13 protein-coding genes are annotated in these 16,347 nt (G+C 64.7%); 4 read left to right on the top strand and 9 right to left on the bottom strand.

Going from position 1 to position 16,347, the window contains the following annotated elements:
* Positions 1–85: 85 nt before the first annotated feature.
* Entirely contained in the window at positions 86–2,131 is a 2,046-nt protein-coding gene (locus AvAM_RS01490; RefSeq protein ID WP_137745403.1) for an ABC-F family ATP-binding cassette domain-containing protein, read from the top strand.
* 501 nt (positions 2,132–2,632) lie between these two features.
* Here the strand turns inward: AvAM_RS01490 and phbB are convergent.
* The 3 genes from phbB to AvAM_RS01475 form a co-directional block, all read right to left on the bottom strand.
* Positions 2,633–3,370 carry an acetoacetyl-CoA reductase gene (gene phbB / locus AvAM_RS01485; protein WP_137745402.1) on the bottom strand — a complete coding sequence of 246 codons (738 nt, stop codon included), beginning with the start codon at positions 3,368–3,370 and terminating at the stop codon, positions 2,633–2,635.
* A gap of 327 nt (positions 3,371–3,697) precedes the next feature.
* Entirely contained in the window at positions 3,698–4,876 is a 1,179-nt protein-coding gene (locus AvAM_RS01480; RefSeq protein WP_137745401.1) for an acetyl-CoA C-acetyltransferase, read from the bottom strand.
* A 79-nt stretch (positions 4,877–4,955) separates the two neighbouring features.
* Complete coding sequence (locus AvAM_RS01475) at positions 4,956–6,656, bottom strand: alpha/beta hydrolase (protein ID WP_137745400.1); 1,701 nt, start codon at positions 6,654–6,656, stop codon at positions 4,956–4,958.
* A 125-nt stretch (positions 6,657–6,781) separates the two neighbouring features.
* On the opposite strand from AvAM_RS01475, the gene AvAM_RS01470 reads away from it, so the two are divergent.
* Entirely contained in the window at positions 6,782–7,123 is a 342-nt protein-coding gene (locus tag AvAM_RS01470) for a hypothetical protein (RefSeq protein WP_137745399.1), read from the top strand.
* On the opposite strand, the gene AvAM_RS01465 is transcribed toward AvAM_RS01470, so the two are convergent.
* The 3 genes from AvAM_RS01465 to AvAM_RS01455 all read right to left on the bottom strand — a co-directional run bounded on the left by AvAM_RS01465 (position 7,043) and on the right by AvAM_RS01455 (position 9,128).
* The gene (locus AvAM_RS01465; RefSeq protein WP_137745398.1) at positions 7,043–7,921 is read right to left on the bottom strand and encodes a polyphenol oxidase family protein; all 879 of its coding nucleotides are present in this window, start codon (positions 7,919–7,921) and stop codon (positions 7,043–7,045) included. The two genes, AvAM_RS01470 and AvAM_RS01465, sit on opposite strands and share 81 nt — an antisense overlap.
* The gene (gene maiA, locus AvAM_RS01460) at positions 7,921–8,589 is read right to left on the bottom strand and encodes a maleylacetoacetate isomerase (protein ID WP_137745397.1); all 669 of its coding nucleotides are present in this window, start codon (positions 8,587–8,589) and stop codon (positions 7,921–7,923) included. Before maiA ends, AvAM_RS01465 begins: the two co-directional genes overlap by 1 nt.
* An 83-nt stretch (positions 8,590–8,672) precedes the next feature.
* Positions 8,673–9,128, bottom strand: a complete 456-nt coding sequence (locus AvAM_RS01455; RefSeq protein WP_063460880.1) for a MarR family winged helix-turn-helix transcriptional regulator — start codon at positions 9,126–9,128, stop codon at positions 8,673–8,675.
* A 153-nt stretch (positions 9,129–9,281) separates the two neighbouring features.
* On the opposite strand from AvAM_RS01455, the gene AvAM_RS01450 reads away from it, so the two are divergent.
* Together AvAM_RS01450 and AvAM_RS01445 are read left to right on the top strand one after the other, a co-directional pair.
* Positions 9,282–9,977 carry a fumarylacetoacetate hydrolase family protein gene (locus AvAM_RS01450; protein WP_137745396.1) on the top strand — a complete coding sequence of 232 codons (696 nt, stop codon included), beginning with the start codon at positions 9,282–9,284 and terminating at the stop codon, positions 9,975–9,977.
* A 123-nt stretch (positions 9,978–10,100) separates the two neighbouring features.
* A complete protein-coding gene (locus tag AvAM_RS01445; RefSeq protein WP_137745395.1) occupies positions 10,101–10,652 on the top strand; it encodes an NUDIX hydrolase in 552 nt (183 codons plus the stop codon).
* 68 nt (positions 10,653–10,720) lie between these two features.
* Here the strand turns inward: AvAM_RS01445 and AvAM_RS01440 are convergent, their stop codons facing one another.
* The 3 genes from AvAM_RS01440 to AvAM_RS01430 are packed head-to-tail and all read right to left on the bottom strand — an operon-like array spanning position 10,721 to position 16,288.
* Positions 10,721–13,024, bottom strand: a complete 2,304-nt coding sequence (locus AvAM_RS01440; RefSeq protein WP_137745394.1) for a penicillin-binding protein 1A — start codon at positions 13,022–13,024, stop codon at positions 10,721–10,723.
* Positions 13,025–13,073: 49 nt separating this feature from the next.
* Complete coding sequence (gene ligA / locus AvAM_RS01435) at positions 13,074–15,164, bottom strand: NAD-dependent DNA ligase LigA (protein WP_137745393.1); 2,091 nt, start codon at positions 15,162–15,164, stop codon at positions 13,074–13,076.
* 14 nt (positions 15,165–15,178) lie between these two features.
* Positions 15,179–16,288, bottom strand: coding sequence for a cell division protein FtsZ (locus AvAM_RS01430; protein ID WP_137745392.1), 1,110 nt, complete (start codon positions 16,286–16,288; stop codon positions 15,179–15,181).
* Between the last annotated feature and the right edge of the window lie 59 nt (positions 16,289–16,347).

Genomic DNA, 16,347 nt, shown 5'->3' with positions numbered 1-16,347 from the left:
CGGTCACGCCATTTGCAATCGCGCTGGCCCCCCTGATTTTTCATGCCACCCGCCCCGTGCGGGTGTGCTTTTTTCTGAATTCCGGATGATCACCCTCAAGAACGTTACCCTGCGGCGCGGCACCAAAGTCGTGCTCGACAGCGTGTCCACCACCATCAACCCCGGCGAAAACGTCGGCCTGGTGGGCCGCAATGGCGCGGGCAAGTCGAGCCTGTTCGCGCTGCTCAGCGGCAAGCTGCACGAGGATGGGGGCGATTTCTACATCCCTCCCAGCTGGCGCATGGCCGAGGTCGCGCAGAACATGCCCGAAACCGACCAGTCCGCCACCGACTTCGTGCTGGAGGGTGACACCCGCCTGGCGGAAGTCCAGCAGCAATTGGCCGAGGCGGAGGCCAGCGACGACGGCATGGCCATTGCCCATGCCTATTCGGACCTGCATGACGCAGGTGCGCACGATGCCGTGGCCCGTGCCCAGGCGCTCATCCTGGGGCTGGGCTTTCGCGTGAGCGAACTGGATCAGCCGGTCAATAGCTTCTCTGGCGGCTGGCGCATGCGCCTGCAATTGGCGCGCGCGCTGATGTGCCCCAGCGATTTGTTGCTGCTGGACGAGCCCACCAACCACTTGGACCTGGACGCGCTCGTCTGGCTCGAAGCCTGGCTCAAGCGCTATGCGGGCACCATGATCGTTATCAGCCACGACCGCGAGTTCCTGGACGCCATCACCAATGTCACTCTGCAAATCCAGCAGGGTGAGTTGAACCGCTACGGCGGCAACTACAGCAAGTTTGAAGAGCTGCGTGCCCAGCAGCTCGAACTGCAGCAAGCCAGCTTTGCCAAACAGCAGGAGAAGATGGCCCACCTGCAGAAGTTCATCGACCGCTTCAAGGCCAAGGCCAGCAAAGCCAAGCAGGCGCAAAGCCGGGTCAAGCAGCTTGAGCGCATGGAGAAAATCGGGCCGGTGCTGGCCGAGGCGGACTTCACCTTCGAGTTCAAGGAGCCTGCCAACCTGCCCAACCCCATGCTGGCCATCAGCGATGCGTCGTTTGGCTATGTGGACGACGAGGGCGTGCCCACCACCATCCTCACGGGCGTCAACCGCTCGGTGCTGGCGGGGCAGCGCATCGGCATCCTGGGTGCCAACGGCCAGGGCAAGTCCACGCTGGTCAAGACCATTGCGCGCACCATGAAGGCGCTGGGCGGCAGCATCACAGAAGGCAAGGGCCTGAATATCGGCTACTTTGCCCAACAGGAGCTGGACGTTCTGCGTCCCGCAGAGAACCCGCTGGAGCACATGATCCGCCTGGCCAAGGAGCTGGGGCCGGATGCCAAGCAACCGAGCCGCGAGCAGGACCTGCGCAGCTACCTGGGCAGCTTCAATTTCACGGGTGACATGGTCAAGCAGGCCGTGGGCACCATGAGCGGCGGCGAAAAGGCCCGCCTGGTGCTGGCCATGATCGTCTGGCAACGCCCCAACCTGCTGCTGCTGGACGAGCCCACCAACCACCTGGACCTGGCCACCCGCGAGGCCCTGGCCATGGCGCTCAACGACTTCGACGGCACCGTCATGCTGGTCAGCCACGACCGTGCGCTGCTGCGCTCGGTCTGCGAGGACTTCTGGATGGTCGGCCGGGGCGTGGTGGGGCCGTTTGACGGCGATCTGGACGACTACCAACGCTACCTGCTTGAAGAGTCCAAGCGCCTGCGCGAAGAAGCCCGTCAGGCAGAACAGGCCCAGGCGGCCGACGCGCCCCCCGCAGCCCCCAAAGCCACCGCCCCGTCGCCAACCCCCGCAGCGCCTGCAGCGCCCGCGCACGCACCAGCTCCGGCTCCGGCTCCTGCGGCACGGGACGGCCGCGAGCAGCGCAAGATCGACGCCCAGACACGCCAGCAACTGGCCGAAAAGACCCGCCCCCTCAAAAAGGAGCTGGAGCAGATCGATAAGCGCCTGGCGGTGCTGTCCACCGAACGGGCCGGCCTGGAGCAAAAACTGACCGAATCCCTGCCCCCCGCAGAAATTGCCGAATGCGGCCGGCGCCTGAAAGTCGGGAACGACGAAACGGCCCAACTCGAAGAGCGCTGGTTGGAAATTTCTTCTGCCCTCGAAGAAATTTCTGCGGCCGCATCCGCATGAGTATGTAAATTCATGTAAACAAAGGGTGGTGTTTTCCGAGCTTTACGCCCGCTATTCATACCCCTTTAGCTACTCTTTTTATAGCAATTTACATCTTCCACCTACGGGCACTTGCGGTTGCATTTTTTTGCGAAACGCTGTCAACGGACTGTGAATGGGCCGCGTTGTTGGTACATCACAGGAGTTTTCCAGCATGAACACCACCGCAATCTTGTCCGCTTGGCCCGAAGACGAACGCGATCGCAAGCGCGCCCCGGCCCGCTTCTGAACGAAGACGCAGCAGCCCGTTTCCTCATTCGCAGCGCACGCAATGACCGCCACTGCACCAATGCAAAAAACATGCCACAGTATGGCTGGCGCATTGACTCCACGGCCCATTGCTTGAGTCCACCGAAGAAAGGTCCGCAGGCAGCCCCTTCCCCCCCTCTGCTCCTCCCAATAAAAAACCCCGCATTGCGGGGTTTTTTGTTTTCTCAAAGGGTCCATGGACCCTGAGACCGATCAGCCCATGTGCAGGCCACCGTTGACGGAGAAGTCGGCACCCGTGGCATAGCCGCCTTCTTCCGAAGCCAGCCAGGCGATGATCGAAGCGATTTCGCTGGGTTCACCCAGGCGCTTGACGGGCACAGTAGCAACAATCTTTTCCAGCACATCAGGGCGGATTGCCTTGACCATGTCGGTGCCGATGTAGCCCGGGCTCACGGTGTTGACCGTCACGCCCTTGGTGGCCAGTTCTTGGGCCAGGGCCATCGAGAAGCCGTGCATGCCGGCCTTGGCAGCCGAATAGTTGGTCTGGCCGGCCTGGCCCTTTTCGCCGTTCACCGAGCTGATGTTGATGATGCGGCCCCAGCCCTTTTCCACCATGTCGGCCACCACTTGTTTGGTGACGTTGAACATGCTGTTGAGGTTGGTTTCGATCACCGCATCCCAGTCTTCGCGCGACATCTTGAGGAACATGCGGTCACGGGTAATACCGGCGTTGTTCACCAGCACGTCGATGGTGCCGTGCTCGGCCTTGGTCTTGCCAAAGGCCTCGACCGTAGAGTCCCAATCGCCCACATTGCCCACCGACGCATAGAAGGTGTAGCCTAGGGCTTTTTGCTCTGCCAGCCACTTGGCGTGATCACGGGTAGGGCCACAGCCGGCGATGACCTTGAAGCCCTCCTTGTGCAGTCGTTGGCAGATGGCGGTTCCGATACCACCCATGCCACCGGTGACATACGCGACTTTCTGGCTCATGTGATTTCTCCTTGTTAGTGATTTGCCCAGCACCCACTCTACCGAAGAAATCAGGCCCTGCCGTGAAGGAAAACACTGAAGCCCTTTCCTTTTTGGCATATCGGCATGCGTCACACATCTGACACAAGGCAGGCCCTCCTCAGAGTCACGTTTCTGGTGCAGAGCAAGGCCTTCAGGGCCTGATGCACCTCAAGGGGGCACGCAACGATCAGAAACAAAAAAGCCGCGTTGCACCAACGCGGCTTGTCACCCAGAAACCGCGCCCAGAGCATCTGCGCCAAGTGGCGAGATCCCCGCAGGCGCTGCCTGGCGGGTCGTTTCAGTCCATCAACGCTCCAGCGCCAGGGACACGCCCATGCCGCCACCGATACACAGCGCGGCCAGGCCCTTCTTGGCGTCGCGGCGCTGCATCTCGTGCAGCAGCGTCACCAGGATGCGGCAACCAGACGCACCGATGGGGTGGCCAATGGCAATGGCGCCGCCATTGACGTTGACCTTGGCGGGGTCAATGGCCAGTTCCTTGTTCACGGCGCAGGCCTGTGCGGCAAAAGCTTCGTTCAGCTCGAACAGGTCCACATCGGCTGCGTTCCAGCCTGCGCGCTGCAGGGCCTTGCGCGACGCAGGCACGGGGCCCATGCCCATGGTGGCGGGGTCCAGGCCGCTGGTGCCGAAGGCCGCGATGCGGGCCAGGGGCTTGAGGCCCAGGGCTGCCGCCTTCTTGGCGCTCATCACCACCACGGCGGCGGCGCCGTCGTTCAAGCCCGAGGCGTTGCCCGCCGTCACGCTGCCTGCCTTGTCGAAAGCAGGACGCAGGCCTGCGAGCGCTTCGGCGTTGGTCTTGCGGTTGAGGTACTCGTCGGCGTTGAAGAGGATCGGGTCGCCCTTCTTCTGTGCCAGGCTCACACCCACGATTTCATCTGCGAACTTGCCTGCGTCCTGCGCTGCGGCCGCCTTTTGCTGGCTGCCCAAGGCCAGGGCATCCTGCATGTCGCGGGTAATGCCATAGGCTTTGGCCACGTTCTCGGCCGTGATGCCCATGTGGTACTGGTTGTACACGTCCCACAGGCCATCGACGATCATGGAATCGACCATCTTCCAGTCGCCCATGCGCTGGCCGTCACGCGAGCCGTTGAGCACGTGGGGCGCCAGGCTCATGTTCTCCTGGCCACCGGCCACAACGATCTCGCTATCACCCCAGGCCACGGCCTGAGCGGCCAGCATCACGGCCTTCAGGCCCGAGCCGCAGACGGCGTTGATGGTCAGCGCCGGGGTTTCCTTGGCTACACCGGCCTTCATCGATGCCTGGCGCGCGGGGTTCTGGCCCACGCCAGCGGTCAGAACCTGGCCCATGATGACTTCACCGATCTGGTCGGACGACAGGCCTGCGCGCGCAATGGCTTCGCGGATCACGATGGCGCCCAGTTCACTCGCGGGCGTCTTGGCCAGCGCGCCACCAAACTTGCCCACAGCAGTGCGGGCGGCTGAAACGATGACGATGTCTTCCATGGAATGTCCTTGTGGTTGGGGTTGTTGCTGGGTCATTTTCGCGGTGCAGAAAGTCGGGGCGGGTCAGGACTTTTGCGTATCAGGATTTCTGCTTAACGTAGCTGCCCGGCGCGGGCTCGATGGCCTTGAACTTGGTGCCCTTGCCATAGCCTTTGGGCGCAGCAACCTGCTTGCCCGCATGGCCCTTGAGCCAGCCCGACCAGTCGGTCCACCAGCTGCCGGGGTGTTCGGTGGCACCATCCAGCCACTGGTCGAGGGTGGCGGGGAACTTGCCATCAGCACGTATCCAGTGACTGCGCTTGCCCTTGGCGGGTGGGTTGATCACGCCCGCGATGTGGCCCGAGGCACCCATCACAAACCGCTTCTTGCCCGGCAGCACCTGGGTGGATGCGTAGGCTGCCGTGGCGGGCACGATATGGTCTTCGCGCGAGCCATAGATGTAGACAGGCAGCGCCAGCCCGTTGAGGTCCAGCTTCTCGCCGCACACGGTCAGCTTGCCCGGTTTGATGAGGTTGTTTTCGAGATAGAAGTTGCGCAGGTACCAGGCATAGAACGGCCCCGGCAGGTTGGTGCTGTCGCTGTTCCAGTACAGCAGGTCAAACGGCGGCGGCGTTTCGCCCTTGAGGTAGTTGCCCACCACGTAGTTCCACACCAGGTCGTTGGGGCGCAGAAAGCTGAAGGTCGAGGCCAGGTCCTGCCCCTTCATCAGCCCGCCATTGCCCATCTGCATCTCCCGGAACTTGACGAAGGCCTCGTCGATGAACACATCGAGGATGCCGGTGTCACTGAAGTCGATCAGCGTGGTGAGAAAGGTGGCACTGGCCACGGGCTCGTCGCCGCGCGCCGCCAGCACGGCCAGCGCGTTGCTGAGGATGGTCCCGCCCACGCAGAAACCCAGGGCATTGATCTGCTCCGCCCCCGTGATGTTCTGCACCACATCGATGGCGGCCATGGCGCCATCTTCCACGTAGTCATCCCAGGTCTTGTGGGCCAGACTGTCATCGGGGTTGCGCCAGCTCACGACAAACGTGCGGTGGCCTTGTTCGACGGCATAGCGGATCAGCGAGTTCTCGGGCTGCAGGTCGAGGATGTAGAACTTGTTGATGCAAGGCGGTACCAGCAGGAAGGGCCGCTCGTACACTTTGGCTGTGAGGGGCTTGTACTCGAGCAGCTGGAACAGCTCGTTCTCGTACACCACCGCGCCCTCCGTGGTGGCCACATTGCGGCCCACCTCGAACAGGCTTTCGTCGGTCATCGACACATGGCCCTGCGTGATGTCGTGCAGCAGGTTCTGCATGCCTTTGGCAATGCTCTCGCCCTTGGTCTCGATGGCTTTCTTCTGCGCTTCGGCGTTGAAGGCCAGGAAGTTGCTCGGCGCCATGGCGGCCATCCACTGCTCCACGCCGAAACGGATACGGGCCTTGGTTTTTTCATCGGCCTCCACCGCCTCGGCCAGGCCCATCAGCGTACGTGCATTCAGCAAGTAGGCCGCTGCCGAAAATGCGGCCACCGGGTTGCTGGCCCAGCCTTCGCCGACAAAGCGCTTGTCCTTGACCTCGGGTGCGCCCTGCAGGCCCTGGGCCCACAACTCCTGGGCTTCCTTGAGGTATTGCTGCTGCAGTGCCTGCAGTTTGGGCTGCGAAAGCTGCAGCGCCGGAGCCGTGGGCATTTGCGCGCCCAGATCCATCTTCTGAAACGATTGCAGCGCCTGCGACCAGCTTTGCCCGAAAATCTGTTGGAACTGCTGGGCGCTCTCAGCCCAGGGTGATTCAGAATTCATGCTCTTTCCTCAATGGTTGATCGCTCGCGGCGGCAGGAGACCGCATCGATCTCCCCCTCGGGTTCATTGTTGCCGACCCATGGGCGCATGGCAACGGATCCGGCACTTGCAGTGAACACAATTCAATGTACCTCATCGTCATCGCCTGGACCTACGTCACCCTCATGATGGCCGTGGCCGAAGCCACCAGCTCCACGGGCACGCTGCTCGGCGCCGTGATCACCTTTGTGCTGTATGGCGTGCTGCCCATGGGCATCCTGGTCTACATCCTGGGTACGCCGTCGCGCAAGCGCTCCATCAAGGCGCGCGAAGCCGCCGAGCAAGCTGCCTACGATGCAGAGCAAGCAGCGGCGAACGCAGGCGCCACAACCGCCACGGCGGCCGAATCAGCCACGCCAGATGCAGGCAGCAAACCGGCCGCTAGCGCCGAGCACGGCAGCGTCGCGGCGGTGCGAAAAGAACCGTGAGGCGTTGGTTACGGTGCACCACGGGACCGTGCTGTTGTTGCCGTAGATCTGGGTGATCCCCAGGGCCCGCAGCCGCCTGCGGGCCAGGCCTGCCAGGTCGCACTGGTATTTGCCCGGGGCGTCTTCGCGGGGCACAAAAAAAGCCTGCGCGGCGGCGTCGGTGTCACAGAACGCCGCGCGCACCTCGGATCCCACTTCAAACGCCTGGGGGCCGATGCAGGGGCCCAGCCAGGCCAGTGTGTCCGCAGCCGCCCTGTTTTCCACGTCTTTTGCTCCATTTTTAATAGCAAACGAGGCAATAGGGGCGCGCGCAAGGGCACAAAAATGTGCAAATGTAGACTCCAGCACGCCGTGCCCGCCCTCACCCGCCAGCCCACGCCAGCCTGCGTGGGCAGCGGCCACCGCCTGGCCGCTGCGGTGGGCCAACAACACAGGCAGGCAGTCGGCCACCATGATGGTGCAGACGGCGCCTGGGGCGGTGGCCACGCAGGCGTCGGCCTCGGTGCCATCGGGGGTGTGCGCATCCAGCTGCACCACGCCCTGGCCGTGCACCTGGTTCAAAAACACGGGCCGCGCCAAGGGGGTGCGGGCCTGCAAGACCGCCTGCAGGGCCTGCCGGTTGGCCCCCACGGCGGCGAGGTCGTCGCCCACATGGGTGCCCAGGTTCAGGCTGTCATACGGGGGCTGGCTGGCGCCACCGGCGCGCGTTGTGCACAGCGCCTGGACGCCCGGCGGCGCGGGCCAGTCGGGCACCAGCCAATCGGCGCTCACACCACCCGACGCATGGGGGGAATGCATCAGGCTTCGAAGTCAGGGCAGGCCGAAGGCTGCGCCAGCTGGAACGCGGGCAGTGTCATGCAGGCCTCAAACGCGCCCATGGTGAGCGGCAAACCGTCCAGGTTCACATTGAAGCGCTGGCCGTTGAAGATCTGCGGCACCAGGCAGCAATCGGCCAAGGTGGGCGTGTCGCCCCAGCACAGCACCGACGGCGCCAGCCCCTGGGCGGCGCGCTCCTGTGCCAGCAGCGCAAGCTGTCGCTCAAAGGCTTCGAGGCCGCTGCGCACCCAGTGGCGGTACCAGGCATTCTTGGCGTCCTCGTCCACCTTCAGTTCACGCGTCAGGTGCTTGAGCACGCGCAGGTTGTTCAGCGGATGGATCTCGCACGCCACCATTTGCGCCAGGGCGCGCACCCGGGCACGGGCCAGTGGTGTGGCGGGCAGCAAGGCAGGCGTAGGGTAGGTTTCGTCCAGGTATTCGATGATGGCCATCGACTGCGTGAGCGCCGTACCTCCATCTGTGACCAGCGTGGGCACCAACGCATCACCGATGCGGCTGGCGTATTCAGGGGCCTTGTGTTCACCCTTGACGAGGTGCACGGGCAGGTAGTCATAGGACAGGCCCTTGATCTGCAGCGCGATGCGCACACGGAACGAGGCGGAGGAGCGGAAATAGTTGTAGAGCTGCATGGGAGACCCGTCGATGAATCGATGAACCGGTGGTTGGACGGAAGACTATGGTGCGGCAGCGCCCCGGCTGCCGACTGCGCAGGTCAGGCGCCCGAGGTACCCGCCGGATCCTGGTGGTTGTAGACGACCTTGGACAGGATGGACATCAGATCCACCCGCTCCTGCGCATTGAGCGGGGCCATCAGCCGCTCCTGCACGCGCTGGGCGGCATCGCGCATCTGCAGCGCGGCCACTTCGCCTTCGGGCGTGATCCACAGGAGCTTGCGGCGGCGGTCGCGGGTGTCAGGCTCGCGGCGGATCCAGCCGCGCTTTTCCAGCCGCCCGATCACGGATCCCGAAGTCGCCGCATCAAATGCAACACGCGCCGCCAGCGTGACCTGGTCTTCGCCCGGCTGGGCCAGCAGCTCGTGCAGGATGGCGAACTGCACCGGTGTCACGTCGAACCCGGCGGTTTCTTCCATGAAAAGCGCCACGGTCCGCTGGTGGGCGCGGCGCACCAGGTGGCCCGGCGTGTTGTGGAAATCGAAGCTCTTTGCCATGGGCGCGAGTGTAGCGCCCCACAGCAAGCGGCCCAGAGCCATGGCACACTGCCACGGGGCTTAGCCCCGCCCGATTTCACCCTCGCGGGTTCCGCACCACCCAGGGCCGCAACCCACTCCCAGATAGACAGAAAACCTGAAAGACCGACCGACATGAGCTATGTGTTTTCTCCCGCACCCGTGCCCAGCGTGCCAGTGGTGGGCAGCGCCGACCACTTCCCCGTGCACCGCATCTACTGCGTGGGCCGCAACTACGAAGAACACGCCAAGGAAATGGGCTTCACCGGGCGCGAGCCGCCCTTCTTCTTCATGAAGCCCGCCGACGCCATCGTGGTGGTCAACGCAGGTGACACCGGCCAGCTGCCCTACCCCAGCCTGACCGTCAACCTGCACCATGAGATCGAGCTGGTGGTCGCCATTGGCAAGGGCGGCAAGAACATCAAAGCCGCCGACGCCTTCAGCCACATCTACGGCTACGCCGTGGGCCTGGACATGACGCGCCGCGACCTGCAGAACGACATGAAGAAACAGGGCCGCCCCTGGTGCATTGGCAAAGGGTTTGACGCCAGCGCGCCGATTGGCCCCATCACCCCGGCCGAGCAGGCGGGTGACGTGGCCAACGCCGCCATCTGGCTGCAGGTGAACGGTGCCGACCGGCAGCGCAGCACCGTGACCCAGCTCATCTGGAACATTGCAGAAACCATCGAGCACCTGTCGGCCGCGTGGGAGCTGCAGCCTGGCGACCTGATCTACACGGGCACCCCCGAAGGCGTGGGCGCCGTGGTGCGCGGCGATGTGCTGGAAGGCGGCGTGGAAGGCCTGGGCACGCTGCGCCTGAGCGTGGTGTAGGCCCGCCTGGAGCCTGCCTGCGATCCCGACAGGATCGTATCCAGGCTCCAAACACTCATTTTTTGATAGCTATCAGCGCTTACCTGACGAGCGCAGAGGCCATTTTTAGATCAAAATTCCCGCATGACTTTCCGCAGCCCCATCAAACACTGCCGCGCCTGCGGCACCTCCGTGGTCTATCGGCTGCCGGACGACGGCGACACCAAGCAGCGTGCGGTGTGCCCCGCCTGCAACACGGTGCACTACGAAAACCCGCTGAACGTGGTGGGCACCGTGCCCGCACTGCCAGATGGCCGCATCCTGCTGTGCAAGCGCAACATCGAGCCGCGCTGGGGCAAGTGGACGCTGCCCGCAGGCTTCATGGAGCTGGACGAAACCACGGCCCAGGGCGCAGCGCGCGAGACGGATGAAGAAGCGGGTGCGCAGATCGAGATTGGCCCCCTGTTCAGCCTGCTCAACGTCCCCCGCGTGGGCCAGGTGCATCTGTTCTACCGGGCCACGCTGCTCAGCGACCAGTTCAACCCGGGCTACGAAACCATCGAGGCACGGCTGTTCACCGAAGACGAGGTGCCCTGGGACGAACTGGCCTTCCGCACCGTGAAGGAAACGCTGGTGGCCTACTTTGCAGACCGAAAGGCCGGAGCCTTTGGCCTGCACATGATCGATATCGAGTAAACAGGCGCGCCGCCAGCGGGTTGCAGCGTTCTGCGTCCGCCACCGTCATGCGGCGCCATACCGGCTCTTCAACCGCCCACCCGCTCCTCGGCAGGCACCGGGACCGGCGCCGACGGGCTGGGGATGCCCGGTGCGCCCTGTGGGGGCCTGCCGCCGGGCAGGGAGGGCTGCTGCGGGTCGCTGCGGAACAGCCCCCGGATCCAGTCGCGCATGGTGTCCAGCGAGCTGTCGGGCGCGGGCACCGGGCGGGTATCGAACTCGTCCACAAACCGGTCGTTGCCATCGATCACCTTGCTGCGGATGGCCTGCTGCATGAACTCGCCCACCATGGGCAGCGCACTGCGGGCGCCCTGGCCCCAATGGTCGCTGCGCAGGGTGATGCGGCCGTCATTGAAGCCCGCCCAGGCACCCACCACCACACGCGGATTCATCAGGATGAACCAGCCGTCGGTGTTGTCCTGGGTGGTGCCCGTCTTGCCCGCCACGTCGGCCTGGATGCCGTAGCGGCTGCGGATGGCGGTGGCCGTGCCGTAGTCGATGGCGCCACGCATGGTGTTGCGCAGGATCTGCGCGGCGCGGGCGTCGAACACCGCCTCAGAGGCAGGCGGGGCAAAGGTCTCCAGCACCTTGCCATGGCGGTCTTCGATGCGGGTGATGAGCACCGGCTCCACATAGCGCCCCAGATTGGCGATGGAGCTGTAGGCCGACACCATTTCCTTGAGCGTGACCGGGCTCGTGCCCAGCGCAAGCGAGGGCACCTCTTCAAGCTTGGACTGGCGCACGCCCAGGGCCCGCGCCACTTCGGCCACACGCGCCGGGCCCACCTGGTGCATGACCTGGGCGGTGATGGTGTTCTTGGACCGCGCCAGGCCGTCGGCCAGCGTCATGGGTTCGTCGCTGGGCGGGCCGCCATCGGTGGGGCGCCACACGCGGCCGCCGCCCAGGGGGATTTCCACGGCCGAATCCATGAGCGTGTCTTCGGGTGACGCGCCCTGCGCAAAGGCTGCGCCATACACAAAGGGTTTGAAGGTGGAACCCGGCTGGCGCCGCGCGGCCTGCACATGGTCGAACGGGTCTTGCGCAAAGTCGCGGCTGCCTACCCAGGCCAGCACATGGCCGGTGACCGGGTCCTGCGCCAGAAACCCGGCCTGCACCCGCGTCTTTTCTGCCCGCAGCTTCTGCAGAAAGCTGGTGTCCTCCAGCAGCGCCTTGAGCGCATCCTCGGGGGCCTCGCCCTTGTCCACGGCCACGCGGTATTCAGCGCTTTCACGCACCAGCGTCTGCACCAGCTCGTTGTTCGGGCCCCAACCATTGCGCTGCGACCAGGCGGTGTCCGCCACCCCCTGCAGCTGGCGGCCCTGCCGCGCCACGGCCTGGTTGGCGATGGACTGCAGGCGCGAGTCGATGGTGGTGCGGATTACCAGGCCATCGGCATACAGGTTGTAGCCATGGCTGTCGGCCCACTCGATGAGCTGCTTGCGCAGCTGCATCGCAAAGTGCGGTGCGGGGCCCATCACCTCGGTCTGGCGTTCGAAGTTGACGCGCAGCGGACGCTTTTGCAGCGCTTCCAGCTGTTTTGCTTCGAGCTTGCCGCGCTTGACCATCTGCGACAGCACCGTGTTGCGCCGCGCCTGCGCACGCTCGGGGTTGAGCACGGGGTTGTAGTAGGCCGTGCCCTTGAGCATGCCGATCAGCGTGGCGCTTTCCAGCACGTTGAGCTTGTCGGCCGACTTGTCGAAATACGTGCGCGCGGCCATCTCGATGCCGTAGGCGTTGTACAGAAACGGCACGGTGTTGAGGTAGGTCTCCAGGATCTCGTCCTTGGTGTATGAGGCCTCGATCTTGAGGGCGGTGATCGCCTCCTTGAGCTTGCGCGTGAGCGCCTGCGGGAATACGCGCGAGCGGCCGATCTCGTCCGGAAACAGGTTGCGCGCCAGCTGTTGCGTGATGGTGGAGCCGCCCTGCGGATCACCCCGCAGCGTGTGCACCACCGACGATGCCGTGCGCTTCCAGTCCAGCCCGAAGTGGTCGTAAAAACGGTGGTCTTCGGTGGCGATGAGCGCATTCACCACATTGGGCGAGATTTCGTTCAGCTCCACCCATTCGCGGTTGGCCCAGCGGTACTCGGCCAGCAGCTTGCCATCCACCGACATGAGCTGCGCAGGCAGCTCGCTCTTGGCCTTGCGGATATCGCTGATGGAAGGCGTGAACGGGATCAGCACCAGCGTGTAGGCCAGCAACACGGCAGGCACCGCCAGGGTGCCCCACAGCAGCGCGCGGCGCAGTGGCCGGGGCATCCAGGCGAACAGGCCGGACAGCCAGCGGAGCAGGGCCGCAGCGCGGGCCTGGAGAGAAAGCAACAAGGTGCGCATCAAAAACCCAGAGAAAAAGGAGCGCAAAAAAAGTGCAAAACAGGGGGCGTCAGGCGCCCGTGCCCGACAGCAGGGCCAGCATGCCTGCTTCATCCAGCACCGGCACGCCCAGCTCTTCGGCCTTGGCCAGCTTGCTGCCCGCCTCGGCGCCTGCCACCACATAGCTGGTCTTCTTGCTGACCGAACCAGCCACCTTGGCACCCGCGGCTTCGAGCATGTCCTTGGCCGCGTCGCGGCTCAATGTGGGCAGCGTGCCGGTCAGCACCACCGTCTTGCCCGCCAGGATCTGCGGGGCGCGCTCGGCCACCGGGCCTTCGGGCCAGGTCACGCCGCAGGCGCGCAGTTGTTCGACCACCTCGCGGTTATGCGGCTGCTGGAAGAAGGTGTGCAGGCTCTGCGCCACCACGGGGCCCACATCGTTCACCTCCAGCAACTGCTCCACGCTGGCGTCCATGATCGCGTCCAGCGTGCCAAAGTGCCGCACCAGGTCCTTGGCCGTGGCCTCGCCCACGTGGCGCAACCCCAGGCCGAACAAGAAACGCGGCAAGGTGGTCTGCTTGGATTTTTCGAGCGCGGCCAGCACGTTCTGGGCCGATTTGTCGGCCATGCGCTCCAGCGCGATGAGCGATGTGAGGCCCAGCCGGTACAAATCCGGCAGCGTGCGGATCACGTTGGCGTCCACCAGCTGGTCCACCAGCTTGTCGCCCAGGCCCTCGATGTCCATGGCGCGCCGCGCGGCAAAGTGCAGGATGGCTTCCTTGCGCTGTGCGGCGCAGAACAGGCCGCCGGTGCAGCGGTGGTTGGCCTCGCCTTTTTCGCGCACCACGGCACTGCCACACACGGGGCAGGCTGCGGGCATACGAAAGTTGGGCACGTAGCCCGTGCGCTTGCCCGGCATCACACCCACCACCTCGGGGATCACATCGCCCGCACGGCGCACGATGACGGTGTCGCCCGCACGCACGCCCTTCTTGCGGATCTCAAACAAGTTGTGCAGCGTGGCGTTGGTGACGGTGACCCCACCCACAAACACCGGTGCCAAGCGTGCGACCGGCGTGATCTTGCCGGTGCGGCCCACCTGCACATCGATGCCTTCGATCCTGGTGGCCATCTCCTGCGCCGGGTACTTGTGCGCCACGGCCCAGCGCGGTTCGCGGGTCTTGAAGCCCAGGTCGCGCTGCAGTTGCAACGAATTGACCTTGTAGACCACCCCGTCAATGTCGTACGGCAGCGCATCGCGGCTGGCACCAACCTGCTGGTGAAACGCTACCAATTCAGTCGCACCTACCGCAATCTGTACCTGCGCTGCGACCGGAAAACCCCAGGATTTCAGCGTCTGCAGCATCTCGTAGTGCGTGCGGAACACCGGCCCGCCTTCGGCAGGCGGCGTGATCGCGCCCAGGCCGTAGGCAAAAAAGCTCAGGGGCCGCTGGGCCGTGATGTTGGAGTCGAGCTGGCGCACGGCCCCTGCAGCCGCATTGCGCGGGTTCACAAAGGTCTTGCCGCCCTGCTCCCGCTGGCGTTCGTTCAGCGCGTCGAAGTCGGCACGGCGCATGTAGACCTCGCCACGCACTTCGAGCAGCGCGGGCACACCCTCGGGCAACGTGAGCGGGATCTGCCGGATGGTGCGGATGTTGTGCGTCACCTCCTCGCCCACCTCACCGTCACCGCGTGTGGCGGCCTGCACCAGCCGGCCGTTTTCATAGCGCAGGCTCATGGCCAGGCCGTCGAACTTGGGCTCAGCCACGTATTCGATGGCGGGGTCGGCGTCGGTCAGGCCCAGCTCGCGCCGCACGCGCGCATCAAACGCGTACGCACCGCTAGCCTCGGTGTCAGTCTCGGTATAGATACTGAGCATTGGCACCGAATGAACAACTTTAGGTAGCTGATCTAAGACCTGACCGCTGACGCGCTGAGTGGGGGAATCCGGCGAAATCGCTTCAGGAAACTCCGCCTCAAGACTTTGGAGCTCTCTGAACAAAGCGTCATATTCAGCATCTGAAACAGCCGGCGAATCGAACAAGTAGTACTGCACTGAATACTCTTGCAAAAGGCGCCGTAGTTCGCCAATCCGCTTAGCGACTTTGAGCGCGCGCTCATCTGGCTCAGGGCTTCCAAAAAGGTCCAGCATCTCGGTCATCAAGGCACCAGAGATCAACTAAACAGCCGCCGCGCCAGCACCGACCCCGCCGACAGGTCCCGCCCATCGAGCTGGTCATACAGCAGCTCCAGGTCGGCAGCGATAGGGTCCATGGCCATCGCGGGCAGCGGGGTGCCGTTCTGGTCGCAGAGCACGCCGTCCATGGCCTGGCACAGGGCGGCGGCCACGTCGCGCAGGCGGGCAAAGGGCTGCTCGGTGCGGTGGACCTGGGCGACATCCAAGCTCAGTGTGATGTCGCGGATGGCGGACTGGTCCGGGTCGTCGGCCAAGGCGGCCTGGGTGTCGTAGCCCAGCGTGAGCAATGGCGGCAGGCCCTGGGTGCTGGCGGGCAGCACCAGACGGCCAGGCATGGCGCCGGGCACAAAACCCAGGCGGGCGGCGTTCTGCTGCACATAACCGGGGCTCCACGCAGCCTGGCGGGCTCGCAGCATGAACATGAGCTGGGCGTCGTGGTCGCTGGCGAACTGGTCCAGTTCGCGGGCACGGGCCACTTCCTGCAGCATGTCGGGGAAGTCGGGGGCGGCGTTGATGGCATCGGCAAAGGCCTGGGCCTTGACCACGAATTCGGAGAATTCGATCTCGTTGAGCGCACCCATGCGGTTGGCCAGTTGCACGCCCGCCTGGAAGGATTGATAGCGCTGGCCGGGGGCCGGGGTTTCCCACTGCTGGGTGGCTTCGTTCAGGCCCTCGATGGCAAAGGGCTTGCTGCCTGCGCGGCGGGTGGGCGGCAGCGCGGCCAGGGCGGCGTCGCCGGACACCACATGCTCGGGCTGCAGCGAGGCGATCACGTCGATGAGCGGGTCGAGCCCGGGGCGGCGCTCTGCCGAGAAAGGGGGCACAGGCAGTTGCAGCGCATCGTCTGCGTCCACAGCGTGGGTGGAGGGGTCGGGTCCCCGGTCCAGCCCCTGGAATTCGCCACTGGGCACTGCGGCGGATGCATCAAAGCCGGGCTCCTGGCGCAGTGCAGGTTCTGCCGCATGGTCGCTGTCCTGCGGCAGGGCGCGCTTGGGCGCGTTGCGGCGCGAGGTCCAGGTGTTGTAGGCCACGATCAGGGCCAGCACCAGGCCACCGATGATGGCCAGACTCAGTTGCAATGTGCTCATAGAAAGAATTTTCGGCTAACCGTTGCATTGCCCACGCCCATGACGGATCGGACTGGCGC

Origin of the sequence: Acidovorax sp. NB1, assembly GCF_005405905.1 — a bacterium.
Taxonomy (GTDB): Bacteria; Pseudomonadota; Gammaproteobacteria; order Burkholderiales; family Burkholderiaceae_C; genus Acidovorax.
This window is presented reverse-complemented; position numbering and strand designations above follow the sequence as displayed.

What these genes read in the sequence shown, in the direction of transcription:
- AvAM_RS01490 (WP_137745403.1), top strand. Translation starts at nt 86, where the DNA reads ATGATCACCCTCAAGAACGTTACCCTGCGGCGCGGCACCAAAGTCGTG.
- phbB (WP_137745402.1), bottom strand. Translation starts at nt 3,370, where the DNA reads ATGAGCCAGAAAGTCGCGTATGTCACCGGTGGCATGGGTGGTATCGGA.
- AvAM_RS01480 (WP_137745401.1), bottom strand. Translation starts at nt 4,876, where the DNA reads ATGGAAGACATCGTCATCGTTTCAGCCGCCCGCACTGCTGTGGGCAAG.
- AvAM_RS01475 (WP_137745400.1), bottom strand. Translation starts at nt 6,656, where the DNA reads ATGAATTCTGAATCACCCTGGGCTGAGAGCGCCCAGCAGTTCCAACAG.
- AvAM_RS01470 (WP_137745399.1), top strand. Translation starts at nt 6,782, where the DNA reads ATGTACCTCATCGTCATCGCCTGGACCTACGTCACCCTCATGATGGCC.
- AvAM_RS01465 (WP_137745398.1), bottom strand. Translation starts at nt 7,921, where the DNA reads ATGCATTCCCCCCATGCGTCGGGTGGTGTGAGCGCCGATTGGCTGGTG.
- maiA (WP_137745397.1), bottom strand. Translation starts at nt 8,589, where the DNA reads ATGCAGCTCTACAACTATTTCCGCTCCTCCGCCTCGTTCCGTGTGCGC.
- AvAM_RS01455 (WP_063460880.1), bottom strand. Translation starts at nt 9,128, where the DNA reads ATGGCAAAGAGCTTCGATTTCCACAACACGCCGGGCCACCTGGTGCGC.
- AvAM_RS01450 (WP_137745396.1), top strand. Translation starts at nt 9,282, where the DNA reads ATGAGCTATGTGTTTTCTCCCGCACCCGTGCCCAGCGTGCCAGTGGTG.
- AvAM_RS01445 (WP_137745395.1), top strand. Translation starts at nt 10,101, where the DNA reads ATGACTTTCCGCAGCCCCATCAAACACTGCCGCGCCTGCGGCACCTCC.
- AvAM_RS01440 (WP_137745394.1), bottom strand. Translation starts at nt 13,024, where the DNA reads ATGCGCACCTTGTTGCTTTCTCTCCAGGCCCGCGCTGCGGCCCTGCTC.
- ligA (WP_137745393.1), bottom strand. Translation starts at nt 15,164, where the DNA reads ATGACCGAGATGCTGGACCTTTTTGGAAGCCCTGAGCCAGATGAGCGC.
- AvAM_RS01430 (WP_137745392.1), bottom strand. Translation starts at nt 16,288, where the DNA reads ATGAGCACATTGCAACTGAGTCTGGCCATCATCGGTGGCCTGGTGCTG.